The sequence below is a fragment of the Echinicola sediminis genome (genome assembly GCF_054777495.1).
Genome location: NZ_BAAHAP010000057.1, coordinates 1 through 20667 on the forward strand (window position 1 = coordinate 1; position 20667 = coordinate 20667).

17 protein-coding genes are annotated in these 20667 nt (G+C 44.6%); 4 read left to right on the top strand and 13 right to left on the bottom strand.

Annotated features, from left to right (window positions below; translation table 11 throughout):
* Positions 1-224: 224 nt before the first annotated feature.
* The 3 genes from ACYVAA_RS14645 to ACYVAA_RS14655 all read right to left on the bottom strand — a co-directional run bounded on the left by ACYVAA_RS14645 (position 225) and on the right by ACYVAA_RS14655 (position 3168).
* Positions 225-2393: a bifunctional alpha,alpha-trehalose-phosphate synthase (UDP-forming)/trehalose-phosphatase gene (locus tag ACYVAA_RS14645; protein WP_460543003.1), complete on the bottom strand. Its 2169-nt coding sequence runs from the start codon at positions 2391-2393 to the stop codon at positions 225-227.
* Between the two features lie 212 nt (positions 2394-2605).
* Positions 2606-2938, bottom strand: coding sequence for a type II toxin-antitoxin system PemK/MazF family toxin (locus ACYVAA_RS14650; RefSeq protein WP_460543005.1), 333 nt, complete (start codon positions 2936-2938; stop codon positions 2606-2608).
* On the bottom strand, positions 2935-3168 hold the full coding sequence (locus ACYVAA_RS14655) for a ribbon-helix-helix domain-containing protein (protein ID WP_460543007.1): 234 nt from the start codon (positions 3166-3168) through the stop codon (positions 2935-2937). Before ACYVAA_RS14655 ends, ACYVAA_RS14650 begins: the two co-directional genes overlap by 4 nt.
* 227 nt (positions 3169-3395) lie before the next feature.
* On the opposite strand from ACYVAA_RS14655, the gene dnaE reads away from it, so the two are divergent.
* Positions 3396-7685 carry a DNA polymerase III subunit alpha gene (gene dnaE / locus ACYVAA_RS14660; protein ID WP_460543009.1) on the top strand — a complete coding sequence of 1430 codons (4290 nt, stop codon included), beginning with the start codon at positions 3396-3398 and terminating at the stop codon, positions 7683-7685.
* A 130-nt stretch (positions 7686-7815) separates the two neighbouring features.
* Entirely contained in the window at positions 7816-8136 is a 321-nt protein-coding gene (gene trxA / locus ACYVAA_RS14665) for a thioredoxin family protein (protein ID WP_460543011.1), read from the top strand.
* A gap of 53 nt (positions 8137-8189) precedes the next feature.
* Here the strand turns inward: trxA and ACYVAA_RS14670 are convergent, their stop codons facing one another.
* From ACYVAA_RS14670 to cmk, 8 genes are all read right to left on the bottom strand, one after another.
* Positions 8190-8756: a DUF502 domain-containing protein gene (locus tag ACYVAA_RS14670; protein ID WP_460543013.1), complete on the bottom strand. Its 567-nt coding sequence runs from the start codon at positions 8754-8756 to the stop codon at positions 8190-8192.
* A gap of 123 nt (positions 8757-8879) precedes the next feature.
* Positions 8880-9491 (bottom strand): NADH:ubiquinone reductase (Na(+)-transporting) subunit E, encoded by a 612-nt coding sequence (gene nqrE / locus ACYVAA_RS14675; protein WP_460543015.1) that lies wholly within the window; start codon positions 9489-9491, stop codon positions 8880-8882.
* A gap of 14 nt (positions 9492-9505) precedes the next feature.
* Positions 9506-10189 (bottom strand): Na(+)-translocating NADH-quinone reductase subunit D, encoded by a 684-nt coding sequence (locus ACYVAA_RS14680; protein ID WP_460543017.1) that lies wholly within the window; start codon positions 10187-10189, stop codon positions 9506-9508.
* A gap of 46 nt (positions 10190-10235) precedes the next feature.
* Positions 10236-10985: an NADH:ubiquinone reductase (Na(+)-transporting) subunit C gene (gene nqrC / locus ACYVAA_RS14685; RefSeq protein ID WP_460543019.1), complete on the bottom strand. Its 750-nt coding sequence runs from the start codon at positions 10983-10985 to the stop codon at positions 10236-10238.
* Entirely contained in the window at positions 10972-12174 is a 1203-nt protein-coding gene (locus ACYVAA_RS14690) for a Na+-translocating NADH-quinone reductase subunit B (protein ID WP_460543022.1), read from the bottom strand. Before ACYVAA_RS14690 ends, nqrC begins: the two co-directional genes overlap by 14 nt.
* A 5-nt stretch (positions 12175-12179) precedes the next feature.
* Positions 12180-13544: an NADH:ubiquinone reductase (Na(+)-transporting) subunit A gene (locus tag ACYVAA_RS14695; protein WP_460543024.1), complete on the bottom strand. Its 1365-nt coding sequence runs from the start codon at positions 13542-13544 to the stop codon at positions 12180-12182.
* Positions 13545-13676: 132 nt separating this feature from the next.
* Positions 13677-14570 (bottom strand): 4-hydroxy-3-methylbut-2-enyl diphosphate reductase, encoded by an 894-nt coding sequence (locus tag ACYVAA_RS14700; protein ID WP_460543070.1) that lies wholly within the window; start codon positions 14568-14570, stop codon positions 13677-13679.
* A 2-nt stretch (positions 14571-14572) separates the two neighbouring features.
* The gene (gene cmk, locus ACYVAA_RS14705; RefSeq protein ID WP_460543026.1) at positions 14573-15262 is read right to left on the bottom strand and encodes a (d)CMP kinase; all 690 of its coding nucleotides are present in this window, start codon (positions 15260-15262) and stop codon (positions 14573-14575) included.
* Between the two features lie 294 nt (positions 15263-15556).
* On the opposite strand from cmk, the gene ade reads away from it, so the two are divergent.
* Together ade and ACYVAA_RS14715 are read left to right on the top strand one after the other, a co-directional pair.
* Complete coding sequence (ade, locus tag ACYVAA_RS14710) at positions 15557-17185, top strand: adenine deaminase (protein WP_460543028.1); 1629 nt, start codon at positions 15557-15559, stop codon at positions 17183-17185.
* A 113-nt stretch (positions 17186-17298) separates the two neighbouring features.
* The gene (locus ACYVAA_RS14715) at positions 17299-18612 is read left to right on the top strand and encodes a sensor histidine kinase (RefSeq protein ID WP_460543030.1); all 1314 of its coding nucleotides are present in this window, start codon (positions 17299-17301) and stop codon (positions 18610-18612) included.
* A gap of 2 nt (positions 18613-18614) precedes the next feature.
* Here the strand turns inward: ACYVAA_RS14715 and ACYVAA_RS14720 are convergent, their stop codons facing one another.
* Positions 18615-19598 (bottom strand): YpdA family putative bacillithiol disulfide reductase, encoded by a 984-nt coding sequence (locus ACYVAA_RS14720; protein ID WP_460543033.1) that lies wholly within the window; start codon positions 19596-19598, stop codon positions 18615-18617.
* A gap of 113 nt (positions 19599-19711) precedes the next feature.
* A complete protein-coding gene (locus tag ACYVAA_RS14725) occupies positions 19712-20476 on the bottom strand; it encodes an NRDE family protein (RefSeq protein WP_460543035.1) in 765 nt (254 codons plus the stop codon).
* Positions 20477-20667 lie beyond the last annotated feature (191 nt).

Sequence of the window (20667 nt, forward strand, 5' to 3'; positions counted from 1 at the left end):
TTTATTTCTCACGGATTCCACAGAATTCCACGGAATTATAAAAACCTTTTCTGTGGGTTTCTGTGCATTCTGTGAGAGATGGTCTGCTAACTTCGAGCTACTGGTGTCTTTGCGGATATACATATCAAACAATAACTAAATCAACAAACGAAAAAATAAGTTATCCCAAAAGAGATCGCTCTCTTTTGGGATAACTTTAAAACAATGATCTATAGAGCAAAGGATCAAGCCAGCTTATTCAATAAATACCTTACTTCCTTAGGGTTCTTGATATTGTAGTTGGCTTTGGTATAGCTGTAGCCTACCCGGATGCTGAAAGCCCCATCAGGCATGGCCTGAAAAGTATCCTCATCCGTCCAGTCATCACCGATGGCCAGCACAAAATCATAGTGGTTGCCTTTCATAAATGAAATGGCGGCCCGGCCTTTATTGATATCGGGTCTTTTAATTTCCAGCACCATATTTCCTTCCAGCACCTGTAGATTATGCCCCCTGGCCATATATTTCAAATGGCTGAAGAGCTCCCTCATTCTGAGGTCCCCTAGGCCACTTTCCACTTTTCTATAATGCCATACCAAGGAATGGTGTTTCTCTTCGATAAAGGCACCTGGAGTCCGCTGAACATAATATTCCATGACCGATTTTATATCTGGCTTCCAATTGTCATCTACTTCCGCATAGGGCGTCCAATCCTCACCTCCGTTGATTTTCAACCAAACACCATGTTCCGCGATAAGGTCTACTTTTTGGCCTTTGAACCATTTGCCTAGGGTCTCTTTATCCCTGCCACTGATGATCACTACCTGTGATTTTTTACTTAGCCTACTTATGAGGTCTTTCAGTTCATCATCGGGATAGGCATCCTCTGGACGGCTTTTAAACCCGACCAAGGTCCCATCGTAATCCAAAAACAAGATGGGCTTCTTGGCCTTTTCAAAGTACCCGTGCAGCTCGCTCATCACTTCCGCATCTACCTCTTTGGATTGGAGGTCAAGCTGCTTTTGTTTGACGTAGTGGAGACGGTCCATAAAAACTTTGCCCCATTGGAACACATCGTACCGCTGAATGGTATCCTGCATGGAGCTTATCCTTGCCTTTTGTTCCTTTTCGTCCATAGTAATCGCCTGCTTAATGGCCTCTGACACTCCCTTGTTATTATTGGGATTGACCAAAATAGCATCTTGAAGTTCCTTGCTTGCCCCGGCCATTTCAGAGAGGATAAGCACACCTCTTTGGTCTATTTTACTGGCGACAAACTCCTTGCACACCAAATTCATCCCATCCCTAAGCGGGGTGACCAAAGCAATATCTGACATGCTATAAAAAGCACTGAGTTCTTCAAAAGGAAAGCCTCTGTAGAAATAGTGGATGGGCACCCAGTTCAGGGTGGAATAATCACTGTTGATCCGGCCGACCAAAGTGTCTATTTCTTCTTTCAGATCCTGATAGGATTTCACCTTTGCCCTGGAGGGTACGACCACCATGATCATGGACACCTTCCCATGATATTCGGGATTCTCCTCCAAATACCGGTCAAAGGCCTTGATCCGTTGGGGAATACCTTTGGAATAATCCAGCCTATCGATGGACAGCAGCAGTTTTTGATCGTCCAAGACTCCCAGGAATTTCTTGGCGATGTTCTTGGTCTTTTTGGACTTGGCCGATTTAGCAAATTTGTCATAATCGATTCCCATCGGGAAACTGTCCACGTTGATCAATCGGTTTTCTGCTTGTATATAACCGCTTTCATTGGACAAACCCATTATCCGGCCCACCGCACTCAGGAAGTGCCGCATATCATCGTAAGTATGGAAACCGATCAGATCAGCCCCGCACATTCCCGAAAGGATCTCATGTCTCCAGGGCAGCATCCTTACCACCTCATAAGAAGGGAAAGGGATGTGCTGAAAAAACGCAATGGTAGCATTGGGCAGTTTCTCCCGGAGCATTTGAGGCAACAGCAGCAACTGGTAATCATGCACCCAAATGGTATCATCAGGGTTGGCCTTCTTCAATATGGCATCGCAAAACTTTCGGTTGACACTTACATAGGTCTCCCAATGGTTTTCATCATAATTGATGTTCTGGGTAAAATAGTGAAAGGCAGGCCACAAGGTTTCATTGCTGAAGCCTTCATAAAACTGCTCGATATCCTCTTTGGTCAGGAAAACAGGAGCCATTTTCAGCTCATGCAACTCTATGATGATTTCTGCCCTTTGCTCAGGGTCTTCCACATCATTTCCCGGCCACCCTATCCATATATTCTCACCTTCTTTGTAGATTGACCCAAGGCCTGTGGCCAAGCCTCCGGCACTTGGTTTAAATTCAAACTTCCCGTTCTTATGCCTTAAACTAACAGGCAACCTGTTAGACACAATGATTGTTTTCCCCATAATTATTTCATGATTTTATTAAAAAGAAGAGAATATTAGTGGTATTTTGTTAGGTTTTTAGTAAAATTTTAGCTCAAAACTTTACTTTTCAATTTACTAAAAATTCGGCACATATAAAAGCTAAAAACGGCGCAAACAGGCTAAAAAGGGCCTTTGGCTGCAAATAAGTCATACTAAACGAAAGCTTTCACAAAACCCGTTCACTCAGATTTTCAATAAGTTAATATCTCCTGCAAGGTTTTCTTTGCCAAGTCAATATGCTCCTTGTCCACCGATCCTATTTTTCTGACCAGTCTCTCTTTTGAAATCGATCTTATATGAAATATTAGCATTTCAGAATCAGCGCTCAAACCATTTTGGGGAGAAGGTAACATCACAGGATTCCCCTTATATCCTTTTACCTTGGTGGTTAAAGGCACAGCAATGACAGTTGTTAAGTACTTATTGAGCAGATTTCCACTCACTATAACCACAGGCCGAAACCCGGATTGTTCAATCCCCTTTACAGGGTTCAAGTCTGCGTACCAAATTTCTCCTTGCTTCATCCCTCTAATTGCTTCAGGTAGTCCTCCATTCCCTCTTCTGCGATATTCATAATATGCTCATCTTCCCCTGCTTCGCGATAGGATTGAATATACTGCGCCCTATTCAAATGCTCTAAATACAACCTTAAAGCTTTTTCAATGAGCTTATTTTTGGGAATGGAAAGCCTTTGGGCCTGTTCTGCGAGTTCCTTTAAAATATCTTCCGGTAATGTGCTAGTAAATGTCCCCATTTCAGTATTATTTATATTTAAAATTTACAAATATATTTTACAAATAAAAAAATAACTCCCATTTTAAACAAACCGGAAACACCGGAAGAATGTCCCTAAAAAAATCCAGTGTTAGGGGTTTATTTTTTTAATCCACCTTACCGTGACAATTGCCGCTTTTCCACTGGCAGATTCAAAAGATTAAGCTTAATTTAGATTCCCCAAATTCAAAAAATCCAAGGAGTCTTATGTATATCATTTTTGATACCGAAACCACTGGTTTACCTAGAGATTATAATGCGCCTTTAACCGATCTGGACAACTGGCCCCGCCTGGTCCAGCTGGCCTGGCAGCTTCATGATGAAAAGGGCAAACTGATCTCCAACCATAATTACATTGTCAAGCCAGAAGGTTTCACCATTCCTTATAATGCCGAAAAAGTCCATGGTATCTCCACGGACCGTGCACTGAAGGAAGGACATGACCTCAAAGAGGTATTGGAAATTTTCCAAAAAGACGTGGACAAAGCCCAGTATTTGGTAGGGCACAATATTGGATTTGATATCAACGTCTGCGGTGCTGAATTTTTACGGGTAGACCTCCCCATGCAGCTGCTCGAAAAGAAAGAGCTGGACACCAAAGACATCTCCACTGACTTCTGCGCCATACCGGGCGGAAAGGGAGGGAAATATAAATGGCCTACACTGACCGAACTCCATCAAAAACTATTCGGGGTAGGCTTTGACGATGCCCACGATGCGGCCTATGATGTGGACGCTACCGCAAAATGTTTCTTTGGACTGATCACCCAAGAGGTTCAGCCCACCGAAGAGGGCATTGCAGTGGAAGAAGTCATTTATGAGCCTCCGAAGCTGGATGCTGCCAACTTTGCCGCTGCAAAGGATGCGCAAAAGCAGGCTGCCCAGGATGTCATCAAGCAGGCCAGGAAAGCGGACATCAGTGATTTGGTGGATGTCCCCTACAGCCACCTGCATGTGCACACCCAGTATTCCATCCTGCAGGCTACCTCTGAGATCCCTGCCATGGTGGCACGGGCAAAGGAATTCAATATGCCGGCCATTGCCATGACCGATCACGGCAATATGATGGCTGCTTTCCACTTTGTGAAAGAAGCCATGAACAATGACATCAAGCCTATTGTAGGCTGCGAATTCAACGTTTGCCGCGAACACAAAAACAAGAGCCAAAAAGACGACGGCTTCCAAGCCGTTCTTCTGGCCAAAAACAAGGCCGGCTACCACAACCTGGCCAAACTGGCCTCCTTTGCTTACACTCAAGGGTTTTATTACGTTCCCCGGATAGACAAGGAGCTACTCGTCCAATACAAGGGAGATGTCATCGCCACAACGGGCGGACTTTGGGGGGAAATCCCCTTCCTGATCCTAAATGTGGGTGAAACCCAGGCCGAAGAAGCCTTCTTATGGTGGAAGGAGCAATTTGGGGACGACTTCTATGTAGAACTCAACAGGCATGGTGTACCTGAGGAAGAAAAGGTCAACGAAGTACTCCTTCGCTTTGCCCAAAAGTACAATGTCAAATATTTTGCAGCCAATAACACCTATTATAATACCAAGAATGACGCAAAGGCACACGATATCCTATTGTGTGTAAAAGACGGTGAAAAGGTCGACAAACCTAAAAGGTACATCGGTAAAAAAGGGCGGGAATTCCGCTATGGATTCCCTAATGAGGAATTCTATATCAAAACGCCCGAAGAGATGAAAAAACTCTTTGCGGATTTGCCCGAGGCCATCGAGTGCACCAATGAAATCGTAGAGAAAATAGAGGTATACAAGTTGGCTCGTGAAGTCCTTCTTCCAAAATTTGACATTCCGGAACGGTTTCAGGATCCCCAGGATGACGAAGACGGGGGTAAGCGCGGAGAGAATGCCTTCCTACGGCACCTGACCTATGAAGGGGCCAAAAAACGGTACCCTGTTATCACCGACGAGATCCGCGAAAGGCTGGACTTTGAACTGTCCATTATTGCGAACACGGGTTATCCCGGTTACTTCCTCATTGTCCAGGACTTTACCACCGCTGCCCGTGAAATGGGCGTATCCGTAGGACCTGGAAGGGGCTCAGCTGCCGGATCGGCGGTGGCCTACTGTATAGGTATCACCAATGTAGACCCTGTCAAGTACGACCTCCTTTTTGAGAGATTCCTTAATCCGGACAGGGTATCCCTTCCCGATATTGATATTGACTTTGATGACCATGGCCGGGGCAAGGTAATTGACTATGTAATCAAAAAATACGGTGCCAATCAGGTAGCCCAGATCATCACTTACGGTACCATGGCGGCCAAATCAGCCATCAGGGATACCGCCAGGGCACTGGACCTTCCATTGGCCGATGCCGACCGTTTGGCCAAACTTGTCCCAGACATAAAGTTAAAGGCCCTCTTTGGCCTGGCCAGTGACCGGGCAAAGCTTGCCGACAAGCTCAAAGGCAATCAAGAGAATATTGACAAGGCCTACGAGCTGATCAATATCTCCAAAGGCAATGATGACCTGGCCAAGACCATCAACCAGGCAAAGGTATTGGAAGGCTCTGTCCGTAACACCGGTATCCACGCCTGTGGGGTCATCATCACTCCTGATGACATTACCAAGTTCGTTCCCGTGGCATTGGCCAAGGATTCGGACATGTATTGTACGCAGTTTGACAACTCCGTGGTGGAAAGTGCAGGGCTGTTGAAGATGGACTTCTTGGGGCTAAAAACCCTCACCCTGATCAAAGATGCGGTAAAGATCGTCAAAGAACGTCATGGAATTGAACTGGATCCAGAAAACTTCCCCATTGACGATATGCCCACCTATGAGCTTTTCCAACGTGGTGAAACGGTCGGCATCTTCCAGTATGAATCCGCGGGGATGCAGAAATACATGCGTGAGCTAAAACCGACGGTTTTTGCTGACCTTATCGCCATGAACGCCCTTTACCGTCCGGGACCTTTGGAATACATCCCCAGCTTTATTAAGCGTAAACATGGGGAAGAGGAAATTTCCTATGACCTGGATGACATGGAAGAATACCTAAAGGAAACTTACGGTATTACCGTTTATCAGGAACAGGTGATGCTCCTTTCCCAAAAGCTTGCCGGGTTTACCAAGGGAGAGGCCGATGTCCTGCGGAAAGCAATGGGTAAGAAGCTGAAGGATGTGCTGGACAAAATGAAGCCCAAGTTTGTCAACCAGGCTGCTGAAAAAGGCCATAACAAAACCAAGCTGGAGAAAATCTGGAAAGACTGGGAAGCTTTTGCCTCTTACGCCTTTAACAAATCCCACTCCACCTGTTATGCCTGGGTAGCCTACCAAACGGCCTACCTCAAAGCCCATTACCCTGCAGAGTACATGGCTTCCGTGCTGAGCAACAACATGAACGATATCACCCAGGTGACTTTCTTCATGGAAGAGTGTAAGCGGATGGGTATACAAGTACTCGGACCGGATGTGAACGAATCCAAAGAAGGCTTTACCGTAAACCAGGAAGGCCAGGTGCGCTTTGGTCTGGCCGCCATCAAAGGGGCCGGAGGGGCAGCCGTTCATTCCATCATTGAAGAAAGAATGGAAAACGGCCCCTACAAAAACATATTTGACTTTACCCAGCGGGTAAACCTCAGGGCAGTCAACAAAAAGACCCTGGAGTCTTTGGCCATGGCCGGAGGGTTTGACTGTTTTACCGATCACCATAGAAGACAGTACCTGGAAGCTCCCGAAAACGATGCTACTTTGATCGAAAAAGCGGTTAAATACGCACAGAAAAAAGCGCAGGAAGCAGAAAGTTCACAGGTCTCTCTTTTCGGGGGAGGTTCTGGGATGGAAGTACCTCTACCAAGCATAACTCCGATAGAGCCCTTTAGCCAACTGCAGCAGCTCAATATTGAAAAGGAAGTAGTGGGGCTGTATATTTCGGGCCACCCCTTGGATCAGTTCAAGGTCGAATTTGAATCCTTTACCAACACCCCACTTTCGGAATTTGCCAATGCAGAAGCCCTGAAGGGGAAAGGAGAAAACATAAAAGCAGCGGGGGTAGTAACCTCCTTTGCCCACAGAACCACCAAAAACGGCAATCCCTTCGGAACGCTGACATTGGAGGACTATACCGGCGGTCACACCTTCTTTTTCTTTGGAGAAGACTACATCAAGTACAAAGAATACTTTATGACCGGATGGTTCCTTTACCTTACAGGAAGTGTTCAAGGTAAACGATGGAATCCCGAAGAACTGGAGTTCAAAGTAGGCAATATCATGTTGCTCAATGAGGTCCGCAGCAAAATGGTCAAGGGACTAAGGGTAAACATCAATTTGGATGATTTGACACTGGACCTCATGGAAAAACTCGAAGCCATCACCACCAAGTACAAAGGTGAAGCAAAGCTGTATATCAATGTGACCGATATCAAAGAAAGAATAGCTGTCGACCTGATGTCCACCAAATACACCATCGATCCGTCTTTTGAGATGATCAAAGAACTGGACAGCATCCCTGAAGTGGTATATAAAATCATCTAAGGAATATGGGCTTTAAGCTGTTTTAGGCCATACGTATGAAATATTTTCATCAATCTGGAACTAAAACAATCCCAAAATACTTTAGAGTATTATATTTGGAAAACTGAAAAAAATCTAAAACTCAAATAAGATGGCAAAAGCAATTGAAATTACAGATTCTAACTTTGAAGAAATCATCAAATCAGACCAGCCTATCTTGGTAGACTTCTGGGCAGAATGGTGCGGACCTTGTAAAATGATCGGCCCTGTAGTAGAGGAAATCGCCGGTGAATACGACGGTAAAGCCGTTGTTGGAAAAGTGGATGTTGATGCTAACCCTGCTGTGGCTTCAAAATTCGGTATCCGTAGCATCCCTACATTGTTGTTCTTCAAAAATGGTGAGGTAGTGGACAAGCAAGTGGGCGCTGTACCAAAAGCTGTACTTTCTCAAAAGCTAGAAGCACAAATCTAAGTGAATCTAAAAATCCCAATAATACAAAAGGCTCCGAACGGAGCCTTTTGTATTTACAATTTTGGTTTGCTCAATTCTGACACCCCTCCTGAAACAATAAACTTCATCACATCAGCACTGTTGGCCCCATTCAGCACCCTTACATTGTCTCTGGGCACCAGAAAGCAGTTACCACTGAAATTGTAGGAGTGGGGAAAATATACAGCCACCAAATCTTCCTCCCCTATTACACTAAGGTCGTCCTGGGTAATAAATCCCAAGCGGTTTAGGCTCTCAGACAGCTTTACGATGACCGGTGTATTGAATTTTTTCTTGTCCCCTACAAAAGCGGACATCAAGTCCTTGATACTGGTGTAAAGGATATTAACCAGGGGGATCTTAAACAACCAACGCTCCACGAGCTCAAATACCGGCCGGGTAATGAAAATATTGGCCAGATAACCGATAAAGGTAATCATCGCAAAAACGATCAATATCCCCAGGCCCGGAACGGGTATAGGAATCAGGTTGTCCAAAAACTGAATGACCACAAATATAATGTATACCGTTAAGGCCAAGGGTGCCACAAACAGTAGTCCCTTAAGAAAGTAATTGAGAATCCGCTTTGATGTAAATGACATGACTTAGTGATTTTGATGTTCGCTATTGGTACCTGGTCCACTGTCGACGGTCAACATTGGATCAGTAATAAAAAAAGCCCTGCCGAAAATCGACAGGGCTAAAATATACTAATTTATCTGATATTACAGATCAATTCCCATAAAGGACATGAAGGCAATTCCCATCAGCCCTGTAATCAACATGGTGATACCTAAGCCTTTTAGTCCGTTAGGCACATTGGAGTACTTTAATTTTTCACGAATAGCTGCCAAAGCTACAATTGCCAGCAACCATCCGATGCCTGAACCAAAACCGTATACGGTTGCTTCGGCCAAGGTATAGTCTCTTTGTGCCATAAATAGGGATCCACCCAAAATCGCGCAGTTTACCGCAATCAAAGGAAGGAAGATACCCAATGCACCGTAGAGTGCCGGAGCGAATTTTTCCACGATCATCTCCACCAGCTGCACCATGGCCGCAATAATGGCAATGAACATGATAAACCGCAAGAAGGTAAGGTCAATTCCTGCAAACGACTCTCCCAAGAAAGAAAGTGCTCCTTCTTTGAGGACAAACTCATTCAAAAGCCAGTTCATTGGCACTGTAAGGGTCAATACGAAAACCACAGCAGCCCCCAAACCAAGTGCGGTATTCACCTTTTTAGAAACGGCCAAGAAAGAACACATTCCCAAAAAGTAAGCAAACACCATATTGTCAATAAAGATTGACCGGATTCCTAAGCTAAATAATTCCATTTCTTAGCAAGTTATTAATGTTCTACATATCCAGTTTTGGTACGCTGTACCCAAATGATCAAGCCAAGGATGATAAATGCTCCTACAGGGCTCACCATTAGGCCGTTGGTCGCCAATGAGAAATCTTCTCCAAACAGGGAAGAAACGGTCTCAAATACTGGAATTCCAAATACGGTACCTGATCCCCAAAGCTCACGGAAGAAAGCTACCGCCAAAATAATCCATGAATAGCCCAAGGCACTACCAAAACCATCAAGGATGGAATCATAAGGCTTGTTACCCATGGCAAAAGCCTCCAATCGTCCCATTACAATACAGTTGGTAATGATCAGTCCCACAAATACGGAAAGTTCCTTGTACATATCGTAGGCGAAGGCTTTCAGTACCTCGTTTACCAAGGTTACCAAAGTCGCCACCACGGCAAGCTGTACGATGATCCTTACCCTGGAAGGAATGGTATTCCTCATAATTGAAATGGTCAAGTTCGCCATCACAATTACAAACACCACCGAAATCGCCATTACCATTGTAGGCTTCATCTGGGTAGTAACCGCCAATGCTGAACATATCCCCAATACCTGAATGGTCACCGGGTTATCGTCCACCAATGGATCGGACATCAATTTTTTTCTGCGTTTGGACAGAAGGGCCTCAGCCGGCTTTTTGATTTCTGTCTTTTCTGCTGTTTCTGTGCTCATATCATTAAAGGTTGAGACGTTCTATACTATTTTCGCGTGTATTTATTTAGGAATTACCTTTTACCTTGTCCAGGTAAGACTGATAGGCTCCCAAATAATTTACTAACATACTATTTACACCTTTTGCAGTAAGCGTAGCTCCAGAAAGGCCGTCCACCTGATGAGGTTGACCAGAATAATCCTTTCCTTCACCTTTCTGCATCTCCACGGCCACAATCTCACCAGACTCGTTAAAGATCTCTTTGCCTACGAACCTTCCTTGAACATCACCGCTGGTGATTCTTGCTCCTAGTCCCGGAGTTTCACCAGCATGTGAAAATGTCACCCCTTTGATGGTGTTGATATCAGTTTCCAAGGCTACATATCCCCAAATCGCATCCCAAAGTCCAGCTCCATAAACCGGAAGCACATAAGAGATTACTTTGTCTTCACTTCCTTCCTCATGATAGATATAAACCGGATATAGACGATCTTCGAGTGCCTTTTTATAATTTTTGGCTACGTCTACTGTTTCAGCAGTAACCGTTGCTCCATCTTGCTCCGTCACTTCTTCTCCGTTGATATTGACCACCTTGGAAGAAATGGTGTTTTCGTAATAGTCCTTAATTTCTTTGGGCTTCATGGTAGCCAGTTTTTCGGCATCCATTACGGCACCCAAAATCTGCTTTTTTGTATCCAAAGCCTCTGCTTCCTTCTGAATGGGGCCCAATAGTTCTGAAGTCCCTGAAAGAAGAAAACCTAAAACGACGGTAAGGATTACCGAAAACGTGATGATATATGAATTAGACTGTTGCACGTTGTAACCTCCTTTTCTTGTTTGCTTTTACAACATAAAAATCAATTAGTGGGGCAAAGACGTTCATTAGAAGAACTGCCAACATGATGCCTTCTGGATAGGCGGGGTTGGTCACCCTGATGATCACGGTCAAGAAACCGATCAACAATCCGTAAACCCATTTGCCAGACTCTGTCTGTGCAGCAGAGACCGGATCGGTCGCCATAAATACGATACCAAAAGCAACACCTCCCATTACCAAGTGGTAATGCGCAGGCATGGCCATAAATTCATTGGCAGCAAAAGCATTCATGATCAAGCCCATGATATAGGTACCAGCAAAACCACTGACGATGATCTTCCAGCTTCCCACTCCGGTAGCAATAAGGATCAATGCACCAATCAGCGCCATCAATACGGAAGTCTCTCCTATAGAACCTGGAATAAATCCAAAGAACATGTTGGCAAAGCTGTAAAGCTGATCACCGATAGCCGTATTGTGCGCAGCCAAGGCAGATGTTACGGCTTCACCACTCTGTCCGGCCTGAAACGCCACAGAAAGAGCCGTTGCACCTGAGAACCCATCCACTGCCACTTTATCTCCTAGGTAAGTCCAAACCTGGTCACCTGAAATCTGTGCAGGGTAAGCGAAGTACAAAAATGCTCTGGCAGTCATGGCTACGTTCAGGATATTCATTCCTGTACCGCCAAATACTTCCTTTGCAATGACTACAGCAAAAATGGTTGCCAAAGCTACTTGCCATAGCGGCATGGTAGCAGGAACCACCAAAGGGATCAACATACCCGTTACCAAGAAACCTTCATTGATCGGGTGTTTTCTGATCACGGCAAATATGGCCTCAACAATCCCGCCCGCTGCATAAGCTACGATCACGATCGGAAGCACCAATTTCAAGCCGAGCAGAAATTTATCTCCAAAACCTACTGATTCACCTACAGCAAGGAAGTGCTGCTCACCCACATTATAAATACCAAACAGTAAACAAGGCAAAAGCGCAACCACTACCGTAATCATCAATCGCTTTAGGACAATCGCATCTTTTACCTGAGCACCTTTTATACCAGTTGTATGGTTCGGGCTGAACATAAAAGTTTCACCGGCCTCATACAAGTAATATAAGCTCTCCAATTTGCCACCCTTTTGGAAAAGTGGCTTCTGTTTATCTAACAGATCGCGTAGAAACTTCATATTAATTAACTATATTGAATTAGTTCTATTCCTTTTCTGACTATGTCCTGAACAGGGTGCTTGGATACATCCACAAATTCACAAAGTGCCAAATCTTCTTCAACAACTTCATAAATGCCCAGCTCCTCCATTTCATCAAAATCCTCTGCCATAATGGCTTTGAGCAAGTATACCGGGAAAATATCCATTGGTGTTACTTTCTCGAAAACGCCAGTTTGCACAAAGGCTCTTTCTTCTCCTCGGTTATTGGTATCGAGTACATATTCTTTACCAGGAGACATGAAAGAAAGTAATCCTAAGGCCCTTTGGAAACTTAGTTTGCTGGAGGTAGGCTTGGCCCAACCCATAAATTCATAGTAATCTCCCTCTGGAAGTAGAGTAAGTTGGTGATCATAATATCCCAAGTACCCATCGGCGTTGATTTTCTCACCAGTAAGTACATTTCCAGAAACTACCCTGAAATGTTCGGATTGGGTATTGCCGGCAACAAACTTGTCCACGCAAGCTCCCAGGTAAGTTTTGGCATAAACCGCTTTCTTAGCCTCAGAACCTGTAATGGCCACGAGCTTGGCCGCATCATGGATGCCTTCCAAGAAAAGCTTGCCCAACTGCACGACACCAAATGGATTGATCGTCCACGCCAAGTCTCCTTTATTGATAGGGTCCAAGTGATGGATTTGCACGCCCACATTTCCGGCAGGGTGTGGTCCGGAAAACTTGTTTACCTGCGCTTCCTGTACACCGGCATATGCTTGGCATACTTCTGATTGGCTATTGAGATTTAGGTGAACCTGTCCTGTAGTAAGCTTTTTGAGGACTTTGATCCCAGCCTGGAAATAGCGCTCTTGTCCTTTCAGCAATATGCCGTAATCAGGAGCAAGAGGTGCGGAATCAAAACCTGAAATAAAGATGGCTTTTGGCTCATCTTCAGGGTTTGCTACAATACCGAAAGGTCTTTGAATGATCTGTGGCCATACACCTCCTTTGAGAATTTGGTTGATGGCTTGCTCTTTGGAGAGGGATTTGAGGTCAGAATCAGAAAACTTGTCAAAAGCCTCATAGCTGATTTCCTTGTCAGCCATGATTTTAATTTCCAACAATTTTCGTTTTTCTCCCCTTTTGATTTCCACGATTTCCCCTGAAACGGGAGCGGCGTAAAGCACTTTATCTAGCTTTTTGTCAATCAGGATAGGCGTTCCGGCCTTTACGGTATCCCCCTCATTGACAAGCACTTTTGGACGCTGCATACCTACAAAATCTGTAGGCTTAATCGCGAAGGTCTGAGCTGGCTGAAATGCTTCTATCTGCTTTTCCGCCTTTCCCACCAGCTTAATATCAAATCCCTTCTTAAGCTTAACTAGTTTTGACATATTTTATTTGAAACTATATGGTCCTTTGAAAAACGCCTCAAATCTAATAAAATACATTAGTTATAAGAAGATAATTCAAGTAATATTTATGAGTGGGATATTGTCTTGACTAAAAATTCTGAGGAAGTAGAATCAAGGGGTTGCTTCCTGTCCCAGAGAATTGATATGGGCCATCACCTGCTCCATCAACCACATAGGGGTGGAGGTGGCGCCACATATCCCGACTTTGTCCGTCGGCTCAAACCATTCCGGCTTGATTTCCTCCTCATTTTCTACAAAATAACTTCGCTCGTTCTGCAATTTACAAACACCGTACAAAGCCTTTCCATTGGAGCTTTTCTTTCCTGAAACAAAGACGATCACATTGTTCTCCTGGGCAAAACGGGTAAGCTGGGGTTCCCTGTTGGACACCTGACGGCAAATGGAATCATTGGCGGTAAAATCCACCTCTTCCAAATGCTGATTGGCCTTCTGCATGCGCTCCGCTATTTTGTCTTTGAGGGCATAAAATCCCTTGGTGCTTTTGGTCGTCTGGCTGAACAAGGTCACCGGTCGGGAAAAATCAATTTTTTCCAGGTCTTCATCCTCCATCACCACAATGGCCTTTTCCAAGGTCTGCCCTGTCAAACCAATGACTTCGGCATGGCCTTTCTTACCGTAAATAACGATTTGCCCATCGCTCTTTTCCATCTTGTCGAAGGCCGTCTTCACGCGGTGCTGCAGCTTTAGCACCACCGGACAGGAAGCGTCTATGAGCTCTATATTGTTCTCTATGGCCAATTTATAGGTCTCCGGCGGCTCTCCGTGTGCCCGGATAAGCACTTTGCAGTCCTTCAAATCCTTTAACTCCTCACGTGTGATGACGACCAAACCTTTTTCACTGAGTCTCCTGACCTCCATATCATTATGAACGATATCGCCCAAACAGTACAAACGGTTGGAATCTTCCATCTCGTCCTCTGCCATTTTTATGGCAAACTCCACTCCAAAGCAATAACCTGAGTTTTTATCAATCGTTACTTCCATCATTATAGTTGGTTAGTCTCCATCCTCTTTTTGGCGAGGTTGGTAATTTCGAAAACTTGCTCCTCAAAGTCCAGCAAACTGGTATCAATCTCTATCGCATCACAAGCTTTTTTTAACGGGCTTTCGGCCCTACTTGAATCTATTCGATCCCTTTCCGAAAGGTTGTTGATGATCTTGTCCAAGCCCACCATCTCTCCTTTCTCAAAGAGTTCTTTTTGTCTCCTCTCTGCCCTGATCTTTAGGTCCGCAGTCATGAACACTTTCAGCTCGGCCTCGGGAAACACTACTGTACCAATATCCCGTCCATCCATGACTACCCCTTTGTGCTTTCCCAAACGTTGCTGTTGTTCAACAAGTTCATGTCGGACTTCCTTGATCTTGCTGACCTCACTCACCCTTTCGGACACCTCCATGTTCCTGATTTTCTTTTCCACATTCAACCCGTTCAAATAGGTTTCCTGCAGTCCGGTATCCTCGTCTTTATGAAAGGAAATCTCTAGATCTTTCAACGCCCTTTCCACATCCTTGGGGTTGGTCAGCACAGTGAATTTTTTGATAAAATGTAATGTAGTGGCCCGATACATCGCTCCAGAATCAATATAGGTATACCCCAACTCTTTGGCGACCGCCTTGGCAGTTGAACTTTTTCCGCATCCTGAAAAACCATCTATCGCTACAATAATTTTTTTCATCTTAAAAATTCAAATTCCCGATTAATTATTGTCGGCAAATATAAAGGTTTTGAACCGATTAAACACTTTCTTTGGAGATGTTCCCTTCTCGCTCCTTCTCTTAGCCTTTTTCTTCCTTATAAATATTCAAGCTATTTGGTTATATTTAACTAGGCATTGGGCTTAACAATATGATTTGTTTTTGGTTCTATTAAACGAGCAGGATCGCCAAGTTTTATGAAGCAGCCAAAATCAAGCCTTTGATCTAACTGTACCTAATTCTGGTCAACTACAATTTTAACACCTTTTTGAACAATGGATGTTTTTTCTATCACCGGCCAATTGGTGGACATACCCAACCGTTCCGTTTACCCTGCAAAAATCGAGGTAAAAGACGGACGAATCTTATCAATCCAACAAATCCCCGACGCACCGGAACATTTTATTTTACCGGGATTTATCGATGCCCATGTACACATAGAATCCTCTATGCTGGTGCCCTCTGAATTTGCCAGAATGGCTGTAGTCCATGGCACAGTGGCTACTGTTTCCGACCCTCACGAGATCGCCAATGTCTGTGGCAAAAAAGGCGTCGAATACATGATTGAAAACGGCAATAAGGTCAATTTCAAATTTTACTTTGGCGCTCCTTCTTGCGTACCGGCAACTCCTTTCGAAACTGCGGGCGGAGAGATATCCATCGCTGACACTGAAGAACTTCTTTCCAGAAAGGACGTGACCTACCTGGCCGAAATGATGAACTGGCCGGGCACAGTGAATCGGGACCCTATCGTAATGGAAAAAATCGCAATTGCCAAAAGACTTGGAAAACCCGTGGACGGTCACGCTCCGGGCCTAAAGGGAGAATTGGCCCAAAAATACATCAGTGCTGGAATCAGTACAGACCATGAGTGTTTCACGCTGGAGGAAGCCCTGGACAAACTCAAACACGGCATGAAGATCACCATCAGAGAAGGCAGTGCGGCCAAAAATTTCGATGCCTTAATAGACTTGATCGACTTATATCCAGACCGGATCATGTTTTGTTCGGACGACAAACACCCTGATAGTTTGGCCTTGGGACACATCAATCAATTGGTTGCTAGGGCTATTAAAAAAGGCAAAGACCTTTTCGACACGCTTAAAGCGGCCTGTATCAACCCCATTGATCACTACGACATGGAAGTAGGACAGCTATTGGAAGGGCAGCCTGCCGACTTCATCTTGGTCAAGGACCTTAAACAGTTTGAGGTATTGGCCACCTATATTAACGGGCAAAAAGCAGCTGAGCACGGGAAGAGCCTTATTTCTTCCGTAGAATCCCCCATCATCAACAATTTCTCGACCTCTGAGAAATCCCCCGCTGACTTTCAGATAGCTGCAGAAAGCCCAACAGCACGGGTCATTGTAGCGCTGGACGGTCAACTCATCACTCCAGAAGAGGCTGGAGAAATCAAGATCCATAACGGACATGCTCAGACCAACCTGAAAGAGGACATTCTGAAAATAACCGTGGTCAACCGGTACCATGACAGTACTCCTGCTGTAGCTTTCATCAAAAACTTCGGTTTGAAAGAAGGAGCCATTGCTTCCTCGGTGGGACATGACTCCCATAATATCATTGCCGTAGGGGTGGATGACCCTTCCATTGCCAAGGCCGTCAACCTATTGATAAAGGCCAAAGGAGGAATTGCTGCGGTTTCACAAACAGAAGACCTTTTGCTCCCTTTACCGGTGGCAGGGATCATGTCCCCTGATGATGGCTACCTGATTGCTGAAGCCTATACTGAAATTGACCGAATGGCCAAACAAATGGGATCAACACTGGATGCCCCCTTCATGACATTGAGTTTTATGGCATTGCTGGTCATTCCAGAGCTCAAATTAAGTGACAAGGGATTATTCAATGGGCAAAAGTTTGAATTTGCAACACCGTTTATATAGCCATCATCTATGGATACTGCCTGTACGGTATAACTGAGGCACTAACAGGGATGACAAAAATCGCTTGGTTTTTCTTCATCCCCTTTGGAGTATAACTATAAAAGGAAGAGACGTTGTTAAGTACCTTAAAAGAACTTTGGAAAGCGTTGATGGTCCCAAATACGGAACAGGACCTGGAGGGCAGAATTTTCAGCTCAATTTCTGTCATCGCCATACTTTACCTTTTGAGCATGACAGTTTTCAACCTTTTCATCGCGCAATGGTGGCTGGCCTTACTGTTGTTTGTTACCTCAGGGATAATTTTTGTATTTCATACCCTCGCAAAACGAAAAAACAATTACAGGTGGGCGGTAAGAACCTTGGCGGCGATAAGCTATCCTATTTTGATCGGCAACTTTTTCTTAAATGACGGAACGGTAGGCCCCAGTGCCTATGTCTTTATACTGGTACATATCATCACGCTTTCACTTTTGGATCCCAAAGAATTTTGGTTTTGGGGAATACTTAACACCATCATTTTTAGTCTCCTCTATTATCTTGATTTTTTCCACCCGGAATTTATTGCAGAAAACTACAGTTCACTCGGACTCATGCTGAGTGACCATATCGTCACTTACCTGGCCTGTATAGCGGGGATCATTGCCATCATATCTGTGCTGAAAAAAAATTACCAATACCAAAAACAAATAAGTGATAAAAAAAGCAAGGACTTTGAACAGGCAAACAGTGACCTGGAAAGGTCTGTCAAACAAAAAAACAAAATCATCGCCCTAATCTCCCACGACCTCAAATCCCCTTTGATGTCCATTACAAAAATCATGGAAATGATAAAAGAAGGGGAATTCTCGACAGAAGAGATACAGGGCCTTCAGGAGGACCTCTACTTAATGGCCTCCAACACCCAGAAAATGACCGAAAGCATCCTGGAGTGGGCGGCCATTGAACTTAATGACACCCAAACTCAGCTAAAAACGATCAACATCCAGAAGGAATGCAAATACATCTTAAATGTCTACAGCTTGCTGGCGGAGCAGAAAAAAATCCTGTTCACCTATAAATTTAGCGGAAACACCACTTTCACTACTGAAATGGACCGACTTGCGCTCATTATAAGAAACCTGCTACAAAACGCCCTAAAATTCACGCAGAATGGAGGAGCCATTCATTTCAACTTTCAAAACAATGGGGAAGAGATCCATATTGAAATCAAGGACACGGGCATAGGCATTTCACAGAAAAAACTGGGAGACTTATTCAAAATGGACCTCCGATCCCACGCTGGCACTTCCGGGGAAAAAGGCTATGGAATAGGCTTGTTCATCTGTCAGGAAAATGTGAAAAAAATCGGAGGACAACTGAAGGTATCCAGCATCCTTGGCGAAGGAAGTACTTTCACCCTTGTTGTCCCCGTTAAGCGGCTCCCATAAACTTACTTTAACACTCCCTTTCTCTTGGACATAATATCCTCAAAAATGGCATGCGCATGGACGATGGTGTTTTCTATAAAGAACTCTCTGGTGTTCAATCCCCCACAGACCACTCCTGCTAAATACAGTCCGGGAACATTGGACTCTTGGCTTTTCCCATCAAAACATGGCCGTCTTTTCTCATCCAAGGTCAGGGCCACTCCCAACTGATTCAGCAATTCATAGTTAGGCTGGTATCCTGTCATCGCCAAAACAAAATCATTTTTTATTGTAACGTCACCGTCTTGCGTGGCAATGACCACCTCATGCTCTCTGATTTCTTTAAGCGTACTGCTATAAAATGCCCTGATCGATCCTTCCTTGATCCTGTTTTCGATATCGGGAAGCACCCAATATTTCACATTTTTGTCAACAGTGGGGTTGATCATCACCATGGTCACCTCTGCGCCCTTTCTCCAGGTCTCCAAGGCCACGTCAACTGCCGAGTTCCCCCCTCCTACCACCAGCACTTTTTGGCCTATGTAAGGCCAAGGCTCCTTATAATAATGCGTCACCTTTTCCAACTCCTCTCCAGGGATATTCATCTTATTGGGCAAATCATAAAAACCGGTGGACAAGACCAGCTTTTCCGTCAAATAGGTCCCTTTGGAAGAATTTACCAAAAAATAACCATCTTCTTGCCGATGGACTTTTTCCACCTTCTCATACAGGTTTACCTTCAAATTATAATGCTGGGCTATCCGCCTGTAATACTCCAAGGCTTCCGGACGGGTGGGCTGTTTATTGACAGACATAAAAGGAATCCCTCCCATTTCCAGCTTTTCGGAAGTAGAGAAAAAAGTCATGTTGACCGGATAGTTATAAATAGAATTGGCCAGTGTTCCCTTTTCGAGAATCACATAATCCAATTGGTGGTTTTCTGCTTCTATGCCACAGGCCAGCCCAATGGGACCGGCACCTACTATCAGTACATCTATTTTTTTCATATTAAATAGAACAGATTTTATCGTGTAGAGTTCGCCAACATGCTGTTTATGTCGCCAACCGCCTTAAAGAAATTCAAAAATAACAAATAGGACTTTGTAAAGAAACTGGGGGTTTAAGTAGCTTTTGAGCTAAATTCCAACAAGCTTTTCTCAAAACCTCCCTCTTCCAGCACCCGCTTTTCAGAAAAACTTACTTTCCCGGATTGCCCCCATAGTATCACCGAGGTATTTACCGTCCCGTAGCGGTTGATGGGCTTTATAAAAGCTGCAGAGACAGCCTTTTCCATTCCCAAGGGCAAGCCTGTTTGAGGCAGGTTCCCATCCTGCTCCTCTACAGTTGACATGGTCACCTTTTCCAAATCCTCCACTGACAACACCTTTTTTTGTAGCGCCTTAGAAAGCCTAGCTTTGCTTTCAACTACCTTTTTCCAAGGATCATCCATCAGCGCATTACTTATCCCGTGCAAGCCTGGGTGCACTTCCATAACTCCCTCTCCGTGATTGGACAGGTACCACATATCCTCCATATCAGAAACAAGCAGGTTAAAGCCGTCAAACTCACCTTGAATCGCGGCCACTTTTTCCATATAGTCCTCTGGAGACTGATCAGATTCCAAAAAATCACGGACCAATTTCCCTCGACTGACAGGGTTAGGCTTTAGGTGATTTAAATCCCTATAATTGGTCAAAGCAGCAAACCTTCCTGAAGGATGCACCCCCATCCAGGTTCCCTGGCTTTTTAAATCCCTGCCGGCATAAACTCCGCTCTCCCACTTGTGCAAAGGAGCGGTAGGACGGGTAAAAAACTCGTCCCTATTGGCCACCAAAACCAAGGGGTACTGAGGATGCTGTTTCCAACTAAATGCGATCAAACACATACAAACAATTTAGAAAAAAGGCCGGAAAAATCCGGCCTTAGGGCGAATAAACAACTCTCTCCACTAGTTTCGAGTTGGATATCCATTATTGAACATAAACCACTAATTGCTCCAGGGACATATCCCTGTAACTCCTAATTTTAACCTTACGGATCCTTAAGGAGTTCCATACTCAGAATATAACTAACTCA

Coding starts and splice junctions, on each gene's coding strand:
- ACYVAA_RS14645 (WP_460543003.1), bottom strand. CDS start 2,393: ATGGGGAAAACAATCATTGTGTCTAACAGGTTGCCTGTTAGTTTAAGG.
- ACYVAA_RS14650 (WP_460543005.1), bottom strand. CDS start 2,938: ATGAAGCAAGGAGAAATTTGGTACGCAGACTTGAACCCTGTAAAGGGG.
- ACYVAA_RS14655 (WP_460543007.1), bottom strand. CDS start 3,168: ATGGGGACATTTACTAGCACATTACCGGAAGATATTTTAAAGGAACTC.
- dnaE (WP_460543009.1), top strand. CDS start 3,396: ATGTATATCATTTTTGATACCGAAACCACTGGTTTACCTAGAGATTAT.
- trxA (WP_460543011.1), top strand. CDS start 7,816: ATGGCAAAAGCAATTGAAATTACAGATTCTAACTTTGAAGAAATCATC.
- ACYVAA_RS14670 (WP_460543013.1), bottom strand. CDS start 8,756: ATGTCATTTACATCAAAGCGGATTCTCAATTACTTTCTTAAGGGACTA.
- nqrE (WP_460543015.1), bottom strand. CDS start 9,491: ATGGAATTATTTAGCTTAGGAATCCGGTCAATCTTTATTGACAATATG.
- ACYVAA_RS14680 (WP_460543017.1), bottom strand. CDS start 10,189: ATGAGCACAGAAACAGCAGAAAAGACAGAAATCAAAAAGCCGGCTGAG.
- ACYVAA_RS14690 (WP_460543022.1), bottom strand. CDS start 12,174: ATGAAGTTTCTACGCGATCTGTTAGATAAACAGAAGCCACTTTTCCAA.
- ACYVAA_RS14695 (WP_460543024.1), bottom strand. CDS start 13,544: ATGTCAAAACTAGTTAAGCTTAAGAAGGGATTTGATATTAAGCTGGTG.
- ACYVAA_RS14700 (WP_460543070.1), bottom strand. CDS start 14,570: ATGGAAGTAACGATTGATAAAAACTCAGGTTATTGCTTTGGAGTGGAG.
- cmk (WP_460543026.1), bottom strand. CDS start 15,262: ATGAAAAAAATTATTGTAGCGATAGATGGTTTTTCAGGATGCGGAAAA.
- ade (WP_460543028.1), top strand. CDS start 15,557: ATGGATGTTTTTTCTATCACCGGCCAATTGGTGGACATACCCAACCGT.
- ACYVAA_RS14720 (WP_460543033.1), bottom strand. CDS start 19,598: ATGAAAAAAATAGATGTACTGATAGTAGGTGCCGGTCCCATTGGGCTG.
- ACYVAA_RS14725 (WP_460543035.1), bottom strand. CDS start 20,476: ATGTGTTTGATCGCATTTAGTTGGAAACAGCATCCTCAGTACCCCTTG.